Genomic DNA, 21684 nt, shown 5'->3' with positions numbered 1-21684 from the left:
CACCGCACTCTGTCCGGTCACCTGCACGCAGGTGACCGGACGCAATGAAAGAGGTTGTGACGTGAAAATGTGGTCTGGGCGGTTCCGGGAACCGCTCAATCGCAAATTCGAGCTGTGGCAGCGGTCGTTTCCCTTTGACTGGCGGCTGATCCCCCAGGAGATCCGTGCGTCAAAGGCTCACGCGAAGATGATCGCGGCCGCAGGCATTCTGACCGAGACCGAGTTGGCGGAGATTCTCGCCGGGTTGGATCGCATCGGCGCAGACTTCGCCGCAGACACATTGGATCTCGCATCGGAGACGCCCGAAGATGTACATCACTTCGTCGAACTGGAGCTGACGAAGCACATTGGCACGCTGGCGCTTAAGCTGCATACCGGCCGTTCGCGCAATGAACAGATCGCGACCGACCTACGCCTCTTCGTGCGCGACTCGATCGACCAGGTGCTGACCGATCTGGCTGCATGGGCCGATGCTTTGCTGGACCAGGCGGTTAAAGCCGGCGACGCCGTGATGCCTGGCTACACACATCTGCAGCGCGCCGAACCGGTTCTTCTGGCGCACTGGCTGCAGGCTTATGTGCAGATGATCCTGCGGGACGCCTCCCGCTTTGCCGATGCTCGCAAGCGGATGAATCTGTGCCCGTTGGGCTCAGGGGCGATTGCCGGTGCAACGCTCGCACTGGACCGTAACATCGCAGCAGAGGCACTTGGCTTTGATGCTCCGACGGCGAACAGCATGGACGCCACCAGCGACCGCGACTTCGCCCTGGAGTTCTCTCAGTGCGCTGCCGGACTGGGGCTGCATCTGTCTCGCTTCGCCGAGGAGATCACGCTCTACGCGACCCAGGAGTTTGGCTTCATCGAACTGCCGGAGGCGTTCTCGACCGGATCGTCGGCCATGCCGCAAAAGAAGAATCCTGACCTGACTGAGTTAGTCCGCGGCAAGAGCGGTCGCCTGCTCGGCGCTGCGACGACCTTCGCAACCATCATCAAGGGGCTTCCTCTGGCCTACAACAAGGATATGCAGGAGACCCAGGAGGCTACCTTCGAGGTCGCTGCCACCCTGTCAGGAATGCTGCCCCTGATGGCGCCCTTCACCACCGCCCTTCAGTTCCGGTTAGACCGGATGGAGACAGCAGCCTCGACCGGCTACCTGAATGCCATGGCCGCAGCCACCTATCTGGTGCATAAGGGAGTTCCCTTCCGCAAAGCGCATGAGAAGATCGGGAACGCCGTCCGCTATGCTTTAGATAAGGGTTGCGAGCTGAACGAACTGACTTTGGACGAGCTGAAACAATTCGGAGATGAGTTTGGCGTGGACTTCCACGAGGCCATTACGCTGCAGGCGACCGTGGACTGCCATGACGTCATCGGTGGCACAGCGACGGCGCAGGTGGCGGCATCACTGGCTCTGGCGCGCGAGAAGATCGCGGCTCTGACTCCACAGCAGGAGCAGGTCCATGTCTAGTGTGATCAGTGAATCGACCGTGTCGACGCGCCCACGCGTCAACGGCGCCCAGGTGCGTAAAGCGCGCCTGCAGGATGCGAATAATATCTTCGACATCGTCAATTCCCTGTCGGGCGACGGCACACTGCTTCGTCGCAGCTATGCCGAGATCTGCGAAAACGTTCGCGATTTCACTGTCGCCGAATCAGAGAGCGGCATCTTCCTTGGTTGCGGAGCACTGCACCTGTACGGACCGCATCTAGCCGAGGTCCGTTCCATCGTCGTAAAACCTGAGGCGAAAGGCCAGGGAGCAGGCGGCAGAATCCTGCGTGCCCTGCTGGAAGAGGCCGACGATCATGGAGTTCCGTCGGTGTGTCTCTTCACCCGGATCCCCGACTTCTTCTTCCACTTCGGCTTCCGCATCACGATGGATCGCGCGGCTCTGCCGGACAAGATCTACAAAGACTGCCAGAACTGCCCTCGCCTGCACGCCTGCGATGAAGTCGCCATGGTGCGTGGACCGATTCCTCGCGTCGCTGTACTCGGTCCCAGCCGGGTGCAGGACACAGAGCTGGTTCCCATCCAGATTCCATTTAGCGGCGAACGGCACTAGTCGAACAAAGGACGATACACGAGGCGGAGCAAAAGCTCCGCCTCGTGCGTTTTAGATGTTCTAGCTCGAAAACGGAAGACCGATTCCGTACGCGCTGCTCGTGTATCCCGCACTCACGGAACCACTCAGACTAAGCAGTAAGGACGCTTTGTAAATCGAGTCGTTAGTGTTGTAGGTATCGCGAGTCTTCGATCGCGTGTAATACGACGAGTTGCTGTAGACGAGGCTGGAGATCGCGTCGTCAACGAAAACCTGTGTGGTGACGTTTGTCGCAACGTTGCCCGAGGAATCATAGGTACGAATACGCAGATGCACATGTGTCGTCCGGCCGCCATACCATCCGGGAAAGATCGACGTGAAAGAAACCAGGCCACTGGAATCGGTAAGTTGATATCCCCGAAGGAAGTTATCGTTTGACGTATCTTCGGTTGTCTCCGACTGAGAAGATTCCTGGGAATAAACCCCTCCGGCATCCGCATGCCATACGTCGACACGGGCATTCTGCAGCGGTGTACAACCGCTCGACGAATACTGATAGATCGCGAAGTTCATGTAGAACGGCACACCCGATAGTCCGCGTGACGATGCAGTACCGACCGTGTCAGGGCGGATATCACTCCGCAGCGGAGTAGCGGTATCACCATCTACCCAGTACGGCCCTTGAGTCGTGCTACTGCCCTGGGAGCACGTCGTCGTGCTACTGCTGGAGCTTGTCGAGCTGCTGCTGCTTGAGGAAGATGAACTACTGCTCGATGAGGATGAGGCCGTGGTTGCTGCGGTTCCACCGGAGCCGCAGCCTGCAAGCGCTGCCAGACCCGCTAAACCCATCAGTTTTACTGCGCGCCTGCGAGAAGAGGCGCGCACAATTACTGCAATTTCGGGAGGCAAAACTCCCATACGAAGATATTGATCCGGGGCAATGTCACACATGGCCGAAAACTCCTGAGTCGTTGCCCCTGCGCAGAGACGATACGCCATGAATAGACGCAAAGTATGCCGCGGGGATTACCCAAAAGCCATGCCATCCATCCTGATTACCTAAGCCATGGAATAAAAGCCGTCACGCTCCCGAAGCTCAACTTCGGTATCAAAAAGCTGAGAGAGCCGCTTACCAGTCAACAGATCGCGTTTTGCGCCATCGGCGACAATACGTCCATCGCGCATCATGATGACGCGCTCGATCTCCGGCAGAATGTCTTCGATGTGATGCGTGATGAGCAGAATGCCGGTTCCCCGCTGTGCGAGGCTCCGTAACGTCAAACGCAGACTGCGTTGGGCAGCGATATCCAGCGCGTTCGACGGCTCATCCAAAAGCAGCATCTCGTTGCTCCGCACCAAAGCGCGCGCAATCATGACACGGCGCTGCTGACCGGCAGACATTTGTCCAACAAACTTGTCAGCCAGCACTTCCCCCTCGACCAGGCGCAACGCATCTTCAGCCTTGCTTCGCATCTCGTCCGTTATGGTGAGATTGGGCCAGAGCGTCGAGCTCGAAAAGAAGCCGGAGACCACAGCGTCCAGGCCGGTGGTCTTGAGTGTTGGCTTGCCCGGCAGTTCCGGAGAGACCACACCCAGCCGACGCCTTAGCTCCTGTAGATCCCAGCGCTCACGGCCAAAGATGCGGACACGCATTCCGGGCTCGAACAACGGATAGATCTCGCAGGTCATCGCTTTGATGAGTGTGGACTTGCCGCAGCCATTCGGACCGAGAATCACGACGTTCTCACCCGGGCGAATGCTGAGGTTGATGTCATGCAGCACCCGCTGAGAACCGCGTGCAACATTTACATGTTCGAACAGGAGAAATGGCTCAACGCTTGCTTCGCACATCAGGCCTTCAGGATATCGTCCTGAAGGCCCAGGGCGTGTCATCAAATTCCTGTCAGTCAGCGCCGGGAGCAGATTGTGACGAAGAGATCGGGAAAATCTGCCGCGGCCCTTCGGGTTGCGGCGGAAATTGGTCCATACTTCGTTGTCAGCCTCGACGGTGGACCCGCCACAGTCATCGGCCTCCGCCTCGTCTGGAGCAATTTCCGCTCGCAACGCTGACTGACAGGAATTTGATGACACGCCCTTCGCTTATGAGTCTTGAAGAAGTCGTTATACCGCGATGGTGAAGCTGTCTTCGCTGCGGGTGACGGCGCGGTACATGGTGTCTCGCTCAAACGGAACACGGCCTGCTTCGCGAATCAGGCGCTCCAGTTCAGCACGGCGCATGCCCTGAGGAGTAGTGGCGCCGGCATCGTGATAGATCTTCTCTTCGACTACTGTGCCATCGATATCGTCCGCGCCAAAACGCAGCGAGATCTGGGCCATCTTCGGTGTCACCATCTGCCAGTAGCTCTTGATGTGCGGGAAGTTGTCCAGCATCAGACGGCCGACGGCAATTTGCTTGATGTCGAGCATGCCGGTCGTACGAGGCAGATGTCCCAATGGCGTGTTGTCGGGGTGGAAGGCCAGAGGGATAAAGGTCTGGAAGCCTGCGGTCTCGTCCTGAACGGCACGCAACTTCAAGAGATGATCAACCCGATCTTCTTCGTTCTCAATATGGCCATAGAGCATGGTGGCATTCGAGCGCAGGCCTGCCTTGTGGGCAAGACGCGCTGTCTCCAGCCACTCGGAGCCATCGATCTTGTGGTCGCAGATGATGTGACGAACTCGGTCAGCAAAGATTTCTGCGCCACCGCCCGGGCAGGAATCGACACCGGCAGCCTTCATGCGCTCCAGCACCTCAGGAATCGAAAGCTTCGCTCTCTTGGCAAGAAATGCGACCTCAACCATGGTGAAGGCTTTGATATGCACCTTCGGAAAGCGCTCTTTCAAGCCGCTGACCAGGTCCATGAAGTACTGGAATGGCAGATCCGGATGGAGACCACCAACGATATGAAACTCCGTGACCGCTTCGCTATACCCCGAAGCCGCCGCTTGCCAAGCCTCTTCCAGGGCCATTGTGTAGGTGCCGGGAGTATCTTTCTTGCGGCCGAAGGCGCAGAGGCGGCAGCTTGCGACACAGACGTTCGTCGGATTGATATGCCGATTGACATTGAAGTACGCCACATCTCCATGCAGCTTTTCGCGTACCGAATTGGCCAGCCAGCCTACGGCCAGAATGTCCGGACTGCGATAGAGGGCTAGGCCATCCTCATACTCCAGCCGCGTGCCGGAGAGGACCTTGTCCGCAATGGGCTCAAGGCGTGGGTCATCTGTCTGAAATGCATGGCGCGGCCGCGAGGAGATTGAGGTAGCTGTCATCGCACTTTCCATTCTAATCCTCCTTGCGGCAGCCGTTATCTTACCGCGGATTCAACCATCCGAGGCTGAACGACGATCCCGTCATAAAGGGTAGCGCCGATCAGGTGATCTCCCACAGGACGGACAAAGCGAAGATGCCATCCCGTATCCCAGAACGAGATATGGTCATCCGTGAGGCTCACAGCATAGGTCAGGGTCGTCGAGCTGTTAGCCGAGATCAGCATCCGCTTCCCCGCGCCGTCGTAGAAGATGCTATTGACGTCTGCAACGTGAAGCTCCGGGAGACCTTGCCAGCTTGTCCCGGTATTGGAGCGGAAGACACCCTCGCGGCCGCCGGCCCAGAGCCGCCCTTTGTCATCGACTCCAATCGCGGTGATCTGGGCAAGTCCGCCAGGCACCGAAGCCTCCGTCCACTGCTGCGTCAAGGGGTTCAGAAATGCGATCCGATGAAGACCCGCAACTACAACGTTCCCGCCTGGCGCCGCCCCGGAATAACGGAAATCCTCGCCGGTAAGAGACGTGATCCGCCATGTGGTTCCGGAATCGTTGCTCTGCAATATGCCAAGAGGAGTCGTGGCATAGAGCATGTTGCCGGAGCGCACGATGGAAGAAGCCGGAGCATCCAGAACACGGCTTGGTCCCAAAGGACGCGGCACAGCCTGGCGCACAGGAACAGGACGGCGCGTCTTCGCTGCGCTTTGACTGCCAGCACTCCGCAGCCCCACGGCACTCTTCACAGGGGCTACTGCGGGTTTCATAGCTGCATTTCCAACAATCGTTCCGCTGGGAACCCAGACGGCTCCCTGCAGGCGGAAGATACCGTGTGAAGTTCCGGCAATAACGGTGCCATCCGGAGCCTGCACCAACGCGAGAACATCCAAGCCATTCAAGCCGGAGCTGAGCTGATCCCAGGTCAGTCCTCCGTTGGCGCTGGTGAAGACACCGCCGGAATCCTTGTCATTGAGCACACCGATATAGAGCTTCGCCGGGTTAACGTAGTCGGCGGCATACGCCGTAATTTGACGAGAGGTGAAGCCGGAGTTGGATGTGCGGAACGAGAAACCGCCGTCATCACTCATCAGGACGCCGCTGCGATCTGTCGCGAGCAGTACATGTTCTGGATTTTCCGGATCGACAAAAACGTCATTCACGATCGTGGTGGGGTCAGTGGTGCGGCGCCAGGTTGCCCCCGCATCGGAGCTGCGCCAGAGCCCTTCGGTCGTACCGGCAAACACGGTATCAAGATGCTTCGGATCCTGCATCAAGACACGCGTCCGACGTGCTGAAGATGGAATGCCCTGTACCTTCGTGAAGCGATCTCCGGCGTTCTCGCTCTTGTAGATACCGGAGCATGCGCTGGCATAGACAATCGATGGAGTCTTTGGATGGACGATGATGGAAAACACGTCCGAATCATCGATAATTCCGTCTTTGATGTTCTTCCAGTTGAGTCCCCCATCAGTCGTCTTCCACGGCAAGTGCCAGGTTCCGGCATAGATCGTATTAGGATCCTTCGGATCGATTGCAATGGATTCGACCTCATGAATCTCTGTGCTGCCTACCGGGCTAATCTGCTTCCAATGCTGCCCGCCATCCGAACTCCTGAAAATGCCATCGAGTGTCCCAGCAACTAATGTCTTCGGCGATGAGGGAGAAGCTGAAAGTGAGCGAATCGATTGGCCGTGCATCGAGGGTGATTCCACCCATGTCATACCGGCGTCGCGGCTGATATAGAAAGCTCCATCCGTGCTGCCGAGCACCCAGGCACCGGCGTAAAGCACATTCGGCTCTGAAGCGTCGACCACGATATTGTCGATCACCAGGTCGTCACGCTTCCCCAGACGAGCAAGCCGCTTCCAGGTACGACCGCCATCATGGCTGTCGTACATCCAGCCGATGGCTGTTCCCAGATACACATGCTTGTGATCGTGTGGATCCTCCGCGAAGGCACGAGCATCGCCCCCATCCGGACCAAACGGGAACCACGTCACAGCGTGTAGCCAGGAAGACACCAGAAACGGAATAGAGAATGCAGCAACGCGGATTGCTCCGCCAAAGGACTTTCTCATTAACTTATTTTCTCTTAAATAAACCAAGGGCCGGCTGGCATATCGCCAGTCGGCCCTGAGCCTTTATAGGTTCGTTTTACTTCTTCTTGGCAGCGTGCTTGCGAACCGGCTTGGCAGGCTTGACCGGCGCAGTCACTTCCGTGAGGCCGCTGGTGCTGAAGGTAGCGCCAGCAGGGATCAGCGTGGTGGTGACGGTCTTGCCTTCGGTGGTGGAGGTGTAGGTGGCAACGCGGGAAGCGTCGATACCCTTATCCTTCACCAGGTACTCCTTGGCGTTCAGAGCACGCTCAGAAGCTACCGTGTCACCGTGCTTCTCCTTCGCGTCGGCGGAGCCGGCCAGAGCAACCTTGGCATCGGACGAGCGCTGCAGGTTCAGAGCGACATCGTCGAGGCAAGCCTTGCCCTCGTTGTCAACACGGGTCGGACGCTTCTTATCGCGCTCGAAGTTGACCGTGCAGAGGCTCGAGGTCTTCGGAGCCGGCGGCGGCGGCGGAGCAACAACGCTGACCGAGGTCGTAGCCGAAGCGGTCTGGCCCTTATCGTCAACCACGTTGCAGGTGACGGTAAGGGTGCCAGGCGCAGCGCCGGCGGTGCTCAGGGTCGCGGAGGTTCCGTTGCCGGAAACCGAACCGGAGGTCGAGCTGTAGCTATAGGTCAGAGGACGGTTCTGCGGGCTGACGCCATTCGCAGTGATCGTCGCAGACTCACCCGGACGAACGCTGGACGGGCTGGCCGAGCAGCTGATGGTCGGCGGCTCGAAGGCCTTGACCGTGAACGGAGCCGAGCAGTCAGCAAACTGGCCAACCTTCTTGCCCTCTTCCACGTGACCCTTGACGGTGTAGCTGCCGGGGTTCAGCGACTTGGTGTCAACGTTCGCGGTGCTGGAAGTACCGGAAACAGTGCCGGCATCCGAGGTCCAGCTATAGGTCGCGGTCTTCTTCGGGTTCAGGTTCGCGGCAGTGCCGGTCACCGTGACAGGATCACCCGGGAACACGGTCGCAGGCGACGCGACGCAGGAGTAGGTCACCGGCGGCGGAGGAACGATGCTTCCAATGTGCCACAGGATACCGCTGCTCAGCTGTGCAGCGCTGATGTTAGCGCGTCCACCGAGCATGCCTGAGGCAGGGATGGCCGGACCAAAGTTGTCGTGGATGTACTGATAGTCCGCCTGGAAGAGGCGAATACCTAGCTTGTGATTGAACAGCGGCGTGTCATAGTCCATACCGCCGCCTGCCGTCAGAGCAGTACCCCACTTCGTCGGGTTGTAGCCCGCAATCGTGTTCGGCCCACCGAGATTTGCGCCGCCAACCAGACCGTGAGCGAAAACGGTAAAGTTCTGGGCGGGGTAACGGAAGATCGGACCGGCAGAGATGGTATAGAGCGAGTCGTTCTTACCATCCGGGTGAGCTGCGAAAACAACCTCGCCGCCGACATACTTATTGAAGTAGTAAGCACCACTACCGATCGCACCAAGGTCGATGGAGCTGTACTGGATGTTGGCAGGCTTGATGGGGCTATGCGTACCGAAGTACGAGTATCCCAGGAAAATATCAGCGCGCGACGGGTTGGGTTCCGACGGAGCCGCCGGGGCCGTCTGCGCTTGCAGCCCGGTGACCCCAAGGCTGACGGCGCAGGCAGCGAGTAGAAGTCTACCGATACTGCGAACTGGGCGTTCGAACATTTATTTCCTCCGCGAATACTTACATGTTGTGCTCTGAGCTCAAATGCTTACAGACTCAGTGGCTTACGAATTCCCCAAAAGTGTAGCGCACCTGTGTTTCAGGTTCAGCTACAAATTCCGGGCGGTACTCAACTTACTACCCCGTTTTACGGTATTTTTACCCCATGAAACGAGTTTCTCAGGCAAGGTTCAACGCTTTCTTCAACGTTCCCCTCTCCTTTTGAATCTTTTCCTGCAATAAGGTAATGGCATAGATGAGCTGTTCTGGACGGGGCGGGCACCCTGGCACGTAGACGTCGACCGGAATAACCTGGTTTACGCCCTGCATCAGTGCATAGTTATTAAAGACGCCTCCCGAGGTTGCGCAGGCGCCCATCGAAATAACCCACTTCGGCTCCGGCATCTGCTCATATAAGCGGCGGATCACAGGAGCCATCTTCTGTGACACGCGGCCTGCGATCACCATCAAATCGCTTTGCCGGGGCGAAGGCCGGAAGACCTCAGCGCCAAAACGCGCGATATCGTACCGCGAGCCCCCCATCGACATCATCTCGATCGCACAGCAAGCCAGGCCGAAAGTCATAGGCCATACCGAATTCTTTCGAACCCAATTAATGGCCGCATCCATAGAGGCCAAAACGACGCCTTCTGGCTGATCGTAGCCCCAGGACACCTCTTCCAGCTTTTCGCGATTCTTGCCAAAGCTGTCCAAATTGCCAAAGAGATAACGGTCATTCTTTTCGGGCCCATTCATCGGGCGGCCATTGCTCGTGGTTTCCTGCGCCGGAGTGCTCATACTCTCAATATATCGAACGGATTACGCGGATGTGGAACAAGCCAGAATCTCCCCTATCTGTCATGATGCCTGTGGAACCTGAGATGTTGCCTGTTTTATCTGCAGAACACCGTATTTCCTGTGTTCTTTTCCGGCAACCTGAGCGATATTCGGAATCGAAACCATGTAATGCGCCCCAGGGGGGAAATCAGTTCACCGTGTGTCGGTACTACTGAATGGGCGGTTTCACTGAGGTGCGAAGCGACCATTGCCGCCGAGCCTGCCTGATCTGCCGTGCCAGCGACGATCCTGGCGTCCAGAATACGGAGTTCCCCCGACTGCGTCTGCTGCACCAGGGAGGTCAACCGCCCTTCTGCCGAACGCCGTGAGACAGGATCCTGAGCCCCGATGTAATTGTTATAAGCCACCATGAGCCTGTTGAAAGCATCAGACGCTGCCACAAAACGGAAGTTGCGCGGATTCCACGCGATCGCATCCTGTGCGCGAAAGCTGTAGTCCGTCGAAATCGCCAATGGCGTCACCGACTGATACGGAGGGGTTGCAAGTTCGGCATAATCATGCTGCGGACGAGGTTTGCCCGCCGGCAGCACACGCAATAGCCATCCAGAAGGTAAAGGGTCGAGTACGAGCTCCAGATTACTGTTGATCGCATGGTGATAGCTCTGGCCATATGAAACCTCACCCTCGAAGCTCGAGACCGTGCACTGCTGGTTCTGCCCCCAGGCTGTTAACGAAATGCAAAACAGCGCAAGGGTACTGAGGGCCCTAGCTCGCATTATCCCTGACCGCCTTGAACAACGTTTCCTTCAGCCGGGCCTGATCGGTCTGGCTGAGTTTGCCCCCTTCGTGCGTTAGATAAAACACGTCGATGGCGGTATCACCTTCGGTATCGATCAATGCGACCTCAATGTTGCAGCCAAACGCCGCCAGAGCCTCACTGAGCGCATGAAGCAAGCCCGGGACATCCTGGGCTACCACCTGCAGCAGTGTGCAGTGCGTAGAAGCGATGTCATCGAAGCTGACGGTTGTCTCTACAGTGACGAGCGGGGCGCGTCTCCTGGTGCGGCGCCGCCCGGCAAGAAACTTCGCCAGCGGAATCTCCCCGCCGGCTACCTTTCGTACGCTTTCCAGGAACGGCTCACGTTCGCTGGGATTGAGCTCCAGGGTCCGGAAGCTATCGGTGAAGTGAAAGCTGTCGACGACGATTCCGCTGGCGTCAGAGAAAGCGTCCGCAGTCACGATATTCATGCCCCAGCCTGTGAGAGCGCCGGTCATAGCCGCAAAGAGCATGGGACGGTCTTTGGCAATCAGCGTTATCTCCCAGTCAGCGCTGCTCTGCTGAAGACTGAGCTGAATCGAACCGTCCTGAGCTTTTTCCGCCATCTGAAAGTGCACCCGGATCTCCTCCGGAGTTCTTGTGTGCAGGTAACGCTGGGGAAAGCCATCAAGAAACTCGCGGATGGATTCGGCCTTGGATGGCTGCAGTGCGGTGACACGACGGACGAGCTCGCGCTCCATCTTCGTGTCCACGCGGTCTTCATCCACGCTGCGATCCAGATAGTTGGAGGTTGCCATATACAACCGCCACAGGTTCTCGGCCTTCCATGGGGTCAAGGCATCAGGATGGACGGCATTGATGTCGGCGTAGGTGAAAACAACCAACATGCGGAGCTGCTCATGTGTCTGCACCTTGGAGGCAAAGATGCGTACCGTCTCCTGGTCAAAGATGTCGCGGCGGAGAGCATTCGACATCTCCAGATGATTCTGGATGAGCGACAGGACCAGGCCGGTTTCATGAGAATCGAACTCCAGACGCGAGCAGACGCTCTGCGCCATGCGTGAACTTTCGACCGCATGGTCGTCACCGCTTCGTCCTTTGCCGGTATCGTGCAGCAGCGCTGCCAGATACAGCAGTGCCGTGTGCTCGATCTCATCGCGAATGATTCCGAACTTCTTCGCCCAATCCGCCAGTGGACCCTCAACAACCCGCGGCAGGCCATGCAGGGTGTCAATCAGCAGGAAAGTATGTTCGTCGACGGTGTACCGGTGGTAGGCATCGCGAATCACCAAAGCGTCGATGCCATGAAACTCAGGCAACATCAGCTCCAGGATGCCCAGGGCATGCATGGTACGCAGCGCCTGGCCGGCAAAGGGACCGGTCAGGATGGCACTGAGGTGCCTCCACAACGCGGGCCCATCTTCGAGGCTCGCAGAAAGCATCGGAAGCGCATCGGCGAGGCGCATCTCCGCATTACGGTTAAGGCGCAAGCCCTGAGCGGCGATCGCTTCAAAGATCGCGAGCACGGTCTCCATCTCATGCGCGGGATCCATTCCCTTTTCCGCTTTGTCGAGAAAGATAATCCCGCGCTCCGCACGAAAACCGTGGGGCGCCTGTTTTCCGCCGGGCTTCAGTCCCAATGCAAGCGCCGCGAGGCTCTTCTTCTGCGGAATCTCATCGAGCAGTTGCAACGTACGGCTCTCAATGCTGCGCGCATGGCGGAAATAGTTCCGCATCCAGTAAGCGGCATCCGCCTTCCCTCGCCCGCTGAGACCGATGCGGGAGGAGGCGGCTCCATCCTGCGCCTGCCAGTCCAGCACATTGTCATCCCGGTCATGACGGTAATGCAGGTATGCCCGCACGGTCTTTAGAAAGTCGACCGCTTCAGAAAACTCGGCATCGTCTGCAATCGGGAACTCAGGAACGGGCTTCCCCTTGCCATCCGCCGCCAGCTTGAGGATCCGCGGCAACCAGCCGCAGACGTGCGCATCACGAAGGCCGCCCGGGCATTCCTTGATATTGGGTTCGAGATGGAAGAGCGTGTTGCCATAACGGGCATGGCGCTCCGCGGTCATCTGCTGCAGTTGGGCCAGAAGTCCCGCACTTTCCTTTGCCAGAAGACGCGGCAACAGCCTATCGCTGAGCGTAGCGTAAAGTTCCTGGCTACCCGTAAGGAAACGATGATCGAGCATGGCGATGGCAAACTCGACATTAGTCGGGTCGAACCGTTCGCATTCCAGCAGAGACCGCGTTACCGGAGCCAGACGAATACCGCAGTCCCACATCTGCTGCGAGAGCGTCCGCACGCCATCGGTCAGAGCTTTGGTTGGCCTGGCGTCAGTCAGCAGCACCAACAGGTCGACATCCGAGCAGGGATAGAGCTCCTGACGGCCGTAGCCGCCGATCGCAATCAGCGCAGCCGCATCTCCAAGGCCGGTGGATTGCCATAGCGCTCGTACAACTTCGTCGACGGCAATCGACCGGGCGGCAACCATGCGTGAACCGTCGGGCAACTTCTCAAAGACCTGCCGGACTGTCTCCATCTGATGCTCGTAGATCTCGCGCACCGGAGATGTGACCTTACTTGCGGGCTGTGACTTAAAAGACATTCGCTGTATGCAGAGTATGAAGCTCCAGCATACAGCGAAGAGAGGTGGATGTTGTGGAGGAGTTAGATAGCGATCTCACCGCGTTCTTCGTTACGAATCCGAATCACCTCTTCCACGCGGGAGACAAAGATTTTGCCATCGCCGATCTTGCCGGTCTGGGCAGCCGCGATGATGGCATTAATTGCCTTCTCGGCAATATCGTCCGCAACAACGGTCTCGATCTTGATCTTTGGGAGCAGGTCCACGGAGTATTCGCGACCGCGATAGAACTCCGTGTGGCCCTTCTGGCGGCCGTGGCCGCGTGCTTCCAGGATGGTCATTCCCTGCACGCCGATCTCGACCAGAGCGTCTTTTACTGCGTCCAGTTTTCCGGGTTGAATCACCGCTTCAATCTTCAGCATCGTTTCAGTCCTTTTTCCGTGCGGCGCGTGCTTAGTGCGCCGAAGCCTCTGCGTGGTAGCCCTCTTCTCCGTGCTGCGACAGGTCAAGGCCAATCGCCTCATCTTCCGGCGAAACCCGCAGACCAATCAGCTTATCAACAATGAAGAGCAGGATGAGTGTTCCGACGATAGAGATACCCCACGCCAGCCCCACCCCGATAGCCTGGTTCAGGACCTGCGTATGGTTTCCCTCGAAGAAGCCCGTCGCCTTCCCTGCCCCAAGCAGCGGATTGATGGAACTGTTGGCAAAGATACCGGTCAGGATGGCGCCCAGCGTTCCGCCTGCGCCGTGGACGCCGAAGGCGTCCAGAGAGTCGTCGTAACCGAAGATGGTCTTTACCTTCACCACCATGTAGAAGCAAAAGACACCGGCAATCGCGCCGATCGCCAGAGCGCTCATCGGAGTCACAAAGCCGGCTGCCGGGGTAATGGCAACCAGGCCGGCGACAGCTCCAGAGATACCACCCAGAGCGGAAGGCTTACCGTTGCGGAACCACTCCGCTGCCAGCCAACCCAGAGCCGCAGCCGCGGCGCCAAAGTGCGTCGCTACAAAGGCGGAAGTTGCCAGGGTACCGGAGGCCAGAGCGGAACCGGCGTTGAAGCCGAACCAACCCACCCACAGAAGACAGGCGCCGATGAAACTGAGGACGACCGAGTGCGGCGGCATGGGCTCCTTCGGGAAGCCGATGCGCTTGCCGAGATAGATAGCCGTCACCAGAGCCGAGACACCTGATGTCACGTGCACCACGGTGCCGCCGGCAAAGTCCAGGCATGGGAACTTACCGCCGAGCGCTGCGTTCAGCAGACCACCCTCGCCCCAGACCATATGTGCCATTGGCGAGTAAATAAAGAGCGCCCACAGAATACTGAAGACCAGCATGGCCGAAAACTTCATACGCTCGGCAAAGGCGCCGGTGATAAGCGCCGGCGTGATGATGGCGAACATGAGCTGATAGACCATGAAGGTCTGCTCGGGAATCGTCGCCGCATAGGTCGGATTCGGCGTAAGGCCAACACCTTTGAGAAACAGGTGGTGGAAGCCGCCGATGAATGCATTTCCATGGCCGAAGGCGAGAGAGTACATCACCACTGCCCACAGAACCGTGATCACCGCCATCATGGCGAAGGTCTGCATGAATGTACCGAGTACATTCTTCTTACGCACCAGGCCACCGTAAAAGAGAGCAAGTCCTGGACCGCTCATCATCAGCACCAGAGCGGAGCTGACCAGCATCCAGCTATTGTCGCCTGAGTCGACTTTGGGAGTGCTTGCTGCCTGTCCAAATGCAGGAGCGGTCGCCAGAACCAGCCCCAGAAGTACCGCTAGATACACTTTCACACTACGAAGACGCATGGACATATCACCTGTTCTTCTACTAAGGCCCGAAGGGCTACCGAAAGCTCTGCAAACGGGGCTGACGCCAACCGAAAGCATGCAGATGTTTCGTGGATGGCTCTACTTTACACAATTGTGAAGACACCACAAAAGCTTTCTCTCCAGGGCGTGTCATCCAATTTCCGACGCCAGCAGAGACTCGGCAATAGACCGCCATTCCTCTTCGAGAGATCCCCGGAAGACGGGCTTCCCTGCCCGGCGGTACCAGTAACCGGCGTTCCCGTCGTCGCCTTCCTTGCGGTGCAGGTAGGCATGGACCCAGGCGCAGTCACCAAACTCTTCTACCTGGGCCGTCTCGTGAGCCGCATTCCAGTCACCATGGGCATCGTGCCACAAGGCACGCAGAGCTCGCGGCAGGCCCTCAGGCCTGCCTGCCATCATCTCTTCGACCGTCATGGCTTCGCCGCCCATCCATTGGCCTGGAGCCAATGCAGCAACAGGTTTGGCCACTCGCGAAGAGCCGGATCTGCCTGGGCAAGACCGCTGCCGTGCGAGCCGTGCTGGAAGGCATGCAGCTCCACTGGAATCCCGGCCTTTACCAGTGCCTCGTACCACAGAACACTATTCATGACCGGCACGGTCTTGTCGTCGGTCGTGGTGTAAAGGAAAGTTGGCGGTGTCTTTGAGTTCACCAGGCCGGTCAACGACATCTTCTCGACCAGCGCATCGTCCGGGGTCTCCCCAAGCAGCATCTTGCGCGAGCCGGAGTGCATGTATGGCGCGTCCAGACGAATGACGGGGTAGCACAGAATGACGAAGTCCGGACGGCTGTTCTCATGATCAATGGAGTCACCGGTTGCAAGACCATCGTCGAACAACACACTGGTAGACGCCGCCAGGTGGCCTCCGGCGGACGATCCCATCATGCCGACCTTTCCTTTATCGATGCCCCATTCTGCCGCACGTGCGCGCACGGTACGAATCGCACGCTGTGCATCACCAATCTCGATGGGATGGTGATATTTCGGCCCGAGCCGGTACTTGAGTACAAATGCCGCGACTCCCTGCGCATTGAGCCACTGCGCAAACATGGTTCCCTCTTTTTCAGTCGCGAGGTGTGTATATCCCCCGCCGGGAGCGACAACAACTGCGGCCCTGGTCGGGTTTTGCGCAGGAATAAAGGCCGTCAGGGTGGGTTTGTCCTCATCAGCATCTCCTTGCGCTCCAGGGGCGCCATTCGGCCAAAGCAACATCGGGGCTGGAACCGTTGTGGGAGTTGCGGGACCTCCTGGAGGATAGGCAACGGCGGGAGGAGGGGTTTGAGCGTGTATGGAGACGGCCGCTGCAGACAGGACAAGACTCACAAGGGCGGAACGGAGCATCGACGAAGATCACCTCTCGCCATACACCATGCCCGTTTGGGCGCATGGCTTGCAACTGGAAATGGCTGTCGTGTTAGGAACCGTCTCATTTCGCGAGAGGATTTCCACAACTAAGAGCCTAAAAGGGATGGGGCATCCCACACCAGGTTTCCCCTTGTCCATTGGTACGCACTACAGAATGCTGACGTTGACCTGCCGTGAGATTTTGATGCCTAAGGCTCACGAGACTAAATACTGTCCTGAAACGCCGGCCACCAAATCTGATTTTCGCCACTTCCCCACTGATACGTAATGACCTGAGTACCCGGTCCCCAGCCTCCTGCACCGTAGAGCGTCATGACACAGATTGGAGAGGAGCCTGCTTGCGATGAGATAAAGGGAAGATAGCGTGGCATTCGACCCGACACTGGTGTCCCTAAATTCCAACCTGCCCATTCATCAATCTGTGATCCATCGACAAGGCTCACGCCTCCGCCATTCGGCATGCCTGAGTTACAGCAGATGTATTTGCCATTGAGTTCGCTGCGGATACCGAAACCCTTAAAAACAGATTCCCCGTTGAAAAAAGGAACAAACCTCCACAAGTACTTTTTGTAGATGGTGGGTGAACCCGGCCCAGTATCTACCGTAAGGGACGACGCGTCTGTGGCCACGGCAGCAAGATTACTTGCCCCGCAAAGGAGCAAGAAAGGCTTATCAATGTAGAGTGACATGGCGACCTGTATACCACACGCATGGAAGTACCCGACATAAATTTCGTCAGGCACTAATAGGAGCGCGTTTCTAACTGCTTTGGCCCTCACACAACCATTTCAAGCCGGCGTCTGCAAAATCTCCCATCGCAGGCTGGTCTATTCCACGATGATTTGTGACGATAACCGTCTCTTCCGAACCGCGAACCCGCACCGCAAACATCCGGAAGCTGCGGTTGGAGCCGTCTTCCAGACCACCGTGCGCTCCTTTCCGTTCAGAATCCATGCGAACGCTCGAGACATGATTGCCTCATACGGTGACGAGGCCCCATCGGTTCTGTGCGAAGAAAAAGGCCGCCATCGAGGCAGCCTACCTGTCGTAGCGAGAATGGTTATTTCATAGCGGCATTGCAGAAGAGACCGGCCCAGTCGACAACGCTTTCGGCAAAGACTCCTGTGACCTTGTCTCCCATACCTTCCAGGCACGCCATCTGCACAGCGAAGTTGCCGATCGTCGAGCTCTCGACCGCACCACGATGTACGGCGAGTCCAGTAGCCTCCGCCGTGAGACGGTTAAGAAACTCATTCTGACTGGCGCCGCCGACGATATACAGCCGCTTGAACTTCTTGCCGCTGTGTAGCGAGATGCGATCCAGCACCTTGGCATATCGCGCAGCGAGCGAGTAGAAGATCAGACTCGCGATGACCGGTGCACCCGCCGATGAGGTGTCGAGGGCCGGCAAGCCTTTCTTCGCACGTTGTGCATTGATGCGCTCCGGCATTCGCTCGGGCAAAAGCAGGTCTTCATCATCCACATCGAGCAGAGCATCCGGCTTGCCAATCTGTTCGGCAGCCTTTACCAGGTCCGCAATATTCCATGGTTTACCTTTGGCCGACCAGTACGCCATGGATTGCTCGATAAGCCACATGCCATTGACGTTCTTATGGAAGCAGATACGGCTTCCCACAGCTCCAAGGTTAGTAAAGTTGTCTGCCTTAACGGCGTCGCTGTTGCGGGGCTGCTCCAGCAGCGTACCAACCAGCGACCATGTTCCCGAGCTGATGTAAGCCCAGTCACGGCCGGAGGCAGGAATACCCGCGATCGCTGAAGCGGTGTCATGGCATCCGGGAGCAATGAGCCTGGTTCCCTTAAAGGCTGGTAATTCGGCAAGTGGGCCGCGTACCTCGCCGAGATCCGATCCTGGAGGAACAATCTTCGGCGCGGAAGCGAGATCGAGACCGACGGAGGTGAAGATCTCATGGCACCACTGCGGACGGTACAGCTCTACCAGTTGCGTGTGCGTGGCGTTGGTCAACTCAGCTACACGAGCTCCTCCCCATCGTGAGAGGAAGTACTCCGGCAGATTCATCCACTGGTCGCCTTCAGGAACGCCGGCCAGTTGATCGGCATGGAGCTGATAGAGAGTGTTAATGCGAATGAGCTGGATACCTGTCAGCTCACGCATGCGGTCAGGACTGCAGCGGCGATGCACAGACTTCTCGGACTTGATCGTCCGCTCATCGCGATAACAATACGGATCTCCAAGGGGATTACCTGACGTGTCTATGCGCACGTAGTCGACGGCCCAGCCATCCACAGCAATCGCGCGGACACCCTCGGTCGCGATCTCGGCCGCTTTGCGCAAACCCGCCTCAAGTCCCTCGGTGATCATTGTGAGATCCCAGAACAGACCCCCATTGATCTCACGCGGCGCATTGGCGAAGCGATGCACCAGCGAGATCTGCGGCTTATTCTCAACCCACCGAAGCAGAGAAACCCTGCAGCTACCCGCGCCGAGGTCAACTGCGACCAGAGCGCGGGTATCTGAAGGGCGAAGGGTTTTAGGTGCGGTGCGTCTCAACGGAGATAAGCCTCCACCAGACCACCATCCACCGGAATCAGATGTCCGGTGGTTACCGGAGTCTTTGGACCAGCCAGGAACAGGATCGCCTCGGCGCAGTCCTTCGGATCGATCGGCACGTGAGTCAACGTGCGCTTCGCGTAGAAGCCAGCCAGCTTGTTGCGTAGACCGTCGTCCGTCTCATTCTCTTCGAAGGCGATGTTGTACTTGGCAAGCGATGCCTTTACACGATCGCGCGGGAACATGGTCGATCCCTTCACGACCGTTGCCGGGCTGATGCCGTTGACACGGATCTTCGGCGAGTAGGTGACAGCAAGCTCCCGTACCAGGTGGCTCAGGGCCGCCTTGGAGACGTCGTACGCTTCTGTTCCCTTCTTGGCAACAACCGCGTTGGCGGAGCTGGTCAGCACCATGCTGCCGTCCAGCCCCTGCTTCGCCAGGACCTTCTGCGCCTCATCCGTGAGCAGATAGTTCGCCGTGACGTTGATCTCCAGCGTCAGAGCCCACTGTGCGTCACTGATGACGCCATCGGGAGAAGACGGGAAGATGGCGGCGGTATTGATCAGGATATCCAGTCCGCCAAACTTCTCGATGGTGGCATCGAGGGCTGCGCGGATGGCGTTGCGGTCGCGGATGTCAATCGAAGCGAAGGTCACGACTTCCTTGCCGGCGATGGCCTTGCACTCTTCAGCAACCTTCTCGGCTCCAGCGACATCGCGATCGGCGACGACAACGTGTGCGCCACGCTCTGCTGCGAGCAGAGCGACCTCACGGCCGATGCCCGAACCGCCACCGACAACGAGGGCGATGCGGCGGCTCAGCTCTTTCTCAGGAGGCATGCGGCGAATCTTGGCCTCTTCCAGTGCCCAGTACTCGATGCGGAAGGCCTCGCTGGGCGGCAGCGCAACGTAGTTCTCGTAGACGGTGAACTCACCTGCGCCTGCGGCCGGACCGGCCTGCGGAACATCGACACAGTCAACACCGGAACCAAGAGAACCGGCGCCCTGCATCACGTGGATGGCGTTAGTGTAGAACTCACCCGTCAGGCGCGACTCGGTCTTGTTCTTTCCAAAGGTGAACATGCCGACACCGGGGACAAGCACTACCGTTGGGCTGGCATCACGCATTGCGGGTGAATCCGGCAGAGCGTGCTTCTTGTAGTACTCCGCATACTCATCGCGATAGGTCGCGAGCGTGGAGTCGACCAGCGATTCCAGCTCCTTCGGATCGCCCGCCGGGTTCCACTCGAGATACATCGGGCGGATCTTGGTACGGATGAAGTGATCCGGGCAGCTTGTCCCCAGATGCGCCAGTTTCTTGGCCTGCGAAGAGTTCACAAACTCCAGCACGTCCGCACCATCGAAGTAGGTGCCAATCCAGCGCTGCTTGCGCGAAACGGCGCCGCGGATGACCGGGAAGATTTTCTTCGCGATGTCGGCGCGATCTTCGCGGGTCTTGAATTGGGCACCACCGAAAGCCGGAACGTTCTTTGCAACCGCGTGCTTCTCGATGAACTGGCCGATCTGATCAATGATCGTGATGGTGTTCAGGTAGCTCTCGCGCTGCGTATTGCCCCAGGTGAACAGGCCGTGTCCACCGAGGATGATGCCATCGCAGCCGGGGTTCGACTCAACGGTGCTCTTCAGCATCATGGCCAACTCGAAGCCGGGGCGCTGCCACGGCACCCATGCCAGCTTATGGCCGAACTCCTTGTTGAACTGCTCCATCTTCTCCTTGCCGTTGGACGAAGCTGCCAGAGCGATTCCCCAGTCGGGGTGCAGGTGGTCGACGTGCGGGAAAGGCAGGTAGCCGTGCAGCGGCGTGTCAATGGATGCGGCGACCGGATTGTTGCCGAAGGTGATCAGCGGATACATCGCGACCATCTCGTCTTCGCGGGCTACGCCGGGATAGATCTTCTCCATGCTGAGCAGGCGATCCATATACAGGGTGGCAAAACCGGCACGCTTGATGCTGCCAAGGTCACCGCCTGATCCCTTTACCCAGAGCACCTTGACCGTCTGACCGGTCAGGGGGTCGACCTGGTCGAGCTTCGAGCTGGTATTGCCACCTCCAAAGTTGGTGATGCGCAGGTCCGAGCCCAACAGATTGGAGCGGTAACGGAGGAGCTCCGGTTCATCCAATTTCGACGCGATTGAGTCGTCCCAACGATCTTCCAAGAACTTTAGACCTGACATCTTTCCCTCTGTTTCGATTCACTTTTGTGGATTGCGCGCTTGGCGCGACACGGTGATTCTACACGCGAAAATACTGGTAAATCCCTGCGCTGGGCCACTCTACACCTGTCCCCGGCGGTATGTCATGCCAGTGGTTTGCAATCGCCGGACATCCTCCTGCAAAACACGAGAAATTGGTCTGACCACGGAGCTAAGGTTACAATCGCGTGGCTGCGGTGGTATTTTTCGCATTGTTCTGTGTCGCCGCTGCCAAGACCGATAAACGCGCAGACTTCTTCGAGTGAGGAATTGTTCCCGAAATCCAGGGTGAGCCGTTGAGGCGAGCCTGTGGCTGGTCAACCAGTGGTGAGGAAAAGATTTTTCGAAAAAATTTCTCGAAAGCAGCGATGCGACCTCGATATCCGCTGCCAATCTCCGGCAAAACTCGAAGCCCGCTCACGCTAAGCATGAGCGGGCTTCGATAGCGAATTCGTGTTGCGTTAGAGCATTTTCCCTGTAGGAGTCCAGAGGTTTCCGCATCTATGTGCGTTTT

18 protein-coding genes are annotated in these 21684 nt (G+C 58.0%); 2 read left to right on the top strand and 16 right to left on the bottom strand.

Annotation, left to right across the window (positions count from 1 at the left end):
- Positions 1 to 67: 67 nt before the first annotated feature.
- Both argH and OHL21_RS15975 read left to right on the top strand, forming a co-directional pair.
- Positions 68 to 1468 (top strand): argininosuccinate lyase, encoded by a 1401-nt coding sequence (gene argH / locus OHL21_RS15980; protein ID WP_263418353.1) that lies wholly within the window; start codon positions 68 to 70, stop codon positions 1466 to 1468.
- Complete coding sequence (locus OHL21_RS15975) at positions 1461 to 2060, top strand: GNAT family N-acetyltransferase (protein ID WP_263418278.1); 600 nt, start codon at positions 1461 to 1463, stop codon at positions 2058 to 2060. The genes argH and OHL21_RS15975 overlap by 8 nt, the downstream gene beginning before the upstream one ends.
- 60 nt (positions 2061 to 2120) lie before the next feature.
- Here the strand turns inward: OHL21_RS15975 and OHL21_RS15970 are convergent, their stop codons facing one another.
- The 16 genes from OHL21_RS15970 to OHL21_RS15895 all read right to left on the bottom strand — a co-directional run bounded on the left by OHL21_RS15970 (position 2121) and on the right by OHL21_RS15895 (position 21152).
- Positions 2121 to 2990, bottom strand: coding sequence for a dioxygenase family protein (locus OHL21_RS15970; RefSeq protein ID WP_263418277.1), 870 nt, complete (start codon positions 2988 to 2990; stop codon positions 2121 to 2123).
- A 108-nt stretch (positions 2991 to 3098) separates the two neighbouring features.
- Positions 3099 to 3932 (bottom strand): ABC transporter ATP-binding protein, encoded by an 834-nt coding sequence (locus OHL21_RS15965; protein WP_263418276.1) that lies wholly within the window; start codon positions 3930 to 3932, stop codon positions 3099 to 3101.
- Between the two features lie 228 nt (positions 3933 to 4160).
- Positions 4161 to 5312 (bottom strand): aminofutalosine synthase MqnE, encoded by a 1152-nt coding sequence (gene mqnE / locus OHL21_RS15960; RefSeq protein ID WP_263418275.1) that lies wholly within the window; start codon positions 5310 to 5312, stop codon positions 4161 to 4163.
- Positions 5313 to 5347: 35 nt separating this feature from the next.
- Positions 5348 to 7381, bottom strand: a complete 2034-nt coding sequence (locus OHL21_RS15955; RefSeq protein ID WP_263418274.1) for a beta propeller repeat protein — start codon at positions 7379 to 7381, stop codon at positions 5348 to 5350.
- Positions 7382 to 7457: 76 nt separating this feature from the next.
- Positions 7458 to 9062: a hypothetical protein gene (locus tag OHL21_RS15950; RefSeq protein WP_263418273.1), complete on the bottom strand. Its 1605-nt coding sequence runs from the start codon at positions 9060 to 9062 to the stop codon at positions 7458 to 7460.
- A gap of 178 nt (positions 9063 to 9240) precedes the next feature.
- The gene (locus OHL21_RS15945; RefSeq protein WP_263418272.1) at positions 9241 to 9858 is read right to left on the bottom strand and encodes an NADH-quinone oxidoreductase subunit B; all 618 of its coding nucleotides are present in this window, start codon (positions 9856 to 9858) and stop codon (positions 9241 to 9243) included.
- Between the two features lie 95 nt (positions 9859 to 9953).
- The gene (locus OHL21_RS15940) at positions 9954 to 10634 is read right to left on the bottom strand and encodes a hypothetical protein (RefSeq protein WP_263418271.1); all 681 of its coding nucleotides are present in this window, start codon (positions 10632 to 10634) and stop codon (positions 9954 to 9956) included.
- On the bottom strand, positions 10624 to 13245 hold the full coding sequence (gene glnD, locus OHL21_RS15935; protein WP_263418270.1) for a [protein-PII] uridylyltransferase: 2622 nt from the start codon (positions 13243 to 13245) through the stop codon (positions 10624 to 10626). Before glnD ends, OHL21_RS15940 begins: the two co-directional genes overlap by 11 nt.
- A gap of 62 nt (positions 13246 to 13307) precedes the next feature.
- Positions 13308 to 13646: a P-II family nitrogen regulator gene (locus tag OHL21_RS15930; RefSeq protein ID WP_147648226.1), complete on the bottom strand. Its 339-nt coding sequence runs from the start codon at positions 13644 to 13646 to the stop codon at positions 13308 to 13310.
- Between the two features lie 31 nt (positions 13647 to 13677).
- On the bottom strand, positions 13678 to 15039 hold the full coding sequence (locus OHL21_RS15925; protein WP_317889990.1) for an ammonium transporter: 1362 nt from the start codon (positions 15037 to 15039) through the stop codon (positions 13678 to 13680).
- 153 nt (positions 15040 to 15192) lie between these two features.
- Positions 15193 to 15477 (bottom strand): hypothetical protein, encoded by a 285-nt coding sequence (locus OHL21_RS15920; protein ID WP_263418269.1) that lies wholly within the window; start codon positions 15475 to 15477, stop codon positions 15193 to 15195.
- Positions 15474 to 16403, bottom strand: coding sequence for an alpha/beta hydrolase (locus OHL21_RS15915; RefSeq protein ID WP_263418268.1), 930 nt, complete (start codon positions 16401 to 16403; stop codon positions 15474 to 15476). The genes OHL21_RS15920 and OHL21_RS15915 overlap by 4 nt, the downstream gene beginning before the upstream one ends.
- Positions 16404 to 16630: 227 nt before the next feature.
- Positions 16631 to 17116 (bottom strand): hypothetical protein, encoded by a 486-nt coding sequence (locus tag OHL21_RS15910; RefSeq protein ID WP_263418267.1) that lies wholly within the window; start codon positions 17114 to 17116, stop codon positions 16631 to 16633.
- A gap of 70 nt (positions 17117 to 17186) precedes the next feature.
- Positions 17187 to 17381, bottom strand: a complete 195-nt coding sequence (locus OHL21_RS15905; protein WP_263418266.1) for a hypothetical protein — start codon at positions 17379 to 17381, stop codon at positions 17187 to 17189.
- Positions 17382 to 17487: 106 nt separating this feature from the next.
- Positions 17488 to 18957, bottom strand: a complete 1470-nt coding sequence (locus OHL21_RS15900; RefSeq protein WP_263418265.1) for a rhamnulokinase — start codon at positions 18955 to 18957, stop codon at positions 17488 to 17490.
- Positions 18954 to 21152: a bifunctional rhamnulose-1-phosphate aldolase/short-chain dehydrogenase gene (locus OHL21_RS15895; protein WP_263418264.1), complete on the bottom strand. Its 2199-nt coding sequence runs from the start codon at positions 21150 to 21152 to the stop codon at positions 18954 to 18956. Before OHL21_RS15895 ends, OHL21_RS15900 begins: the two co-directional genes overlap by 4 nt.
- Between the last annotated feature and the right edge of the window lie 532 nt (positions 21153 to 21684).

Origin of the sequence: Terriglobus albidus, assembly GCF_025685425.1 — a bacterium.
Lineage (GTDB): Bacteria > Acidobacteriota > Terriglobia > Terriglobales > Acidobacteriaceae > Terriglobus > Terriglobus albidus.
This window is presented reverse-complemented; position numbering and strand designations above follow the sequence as displayed.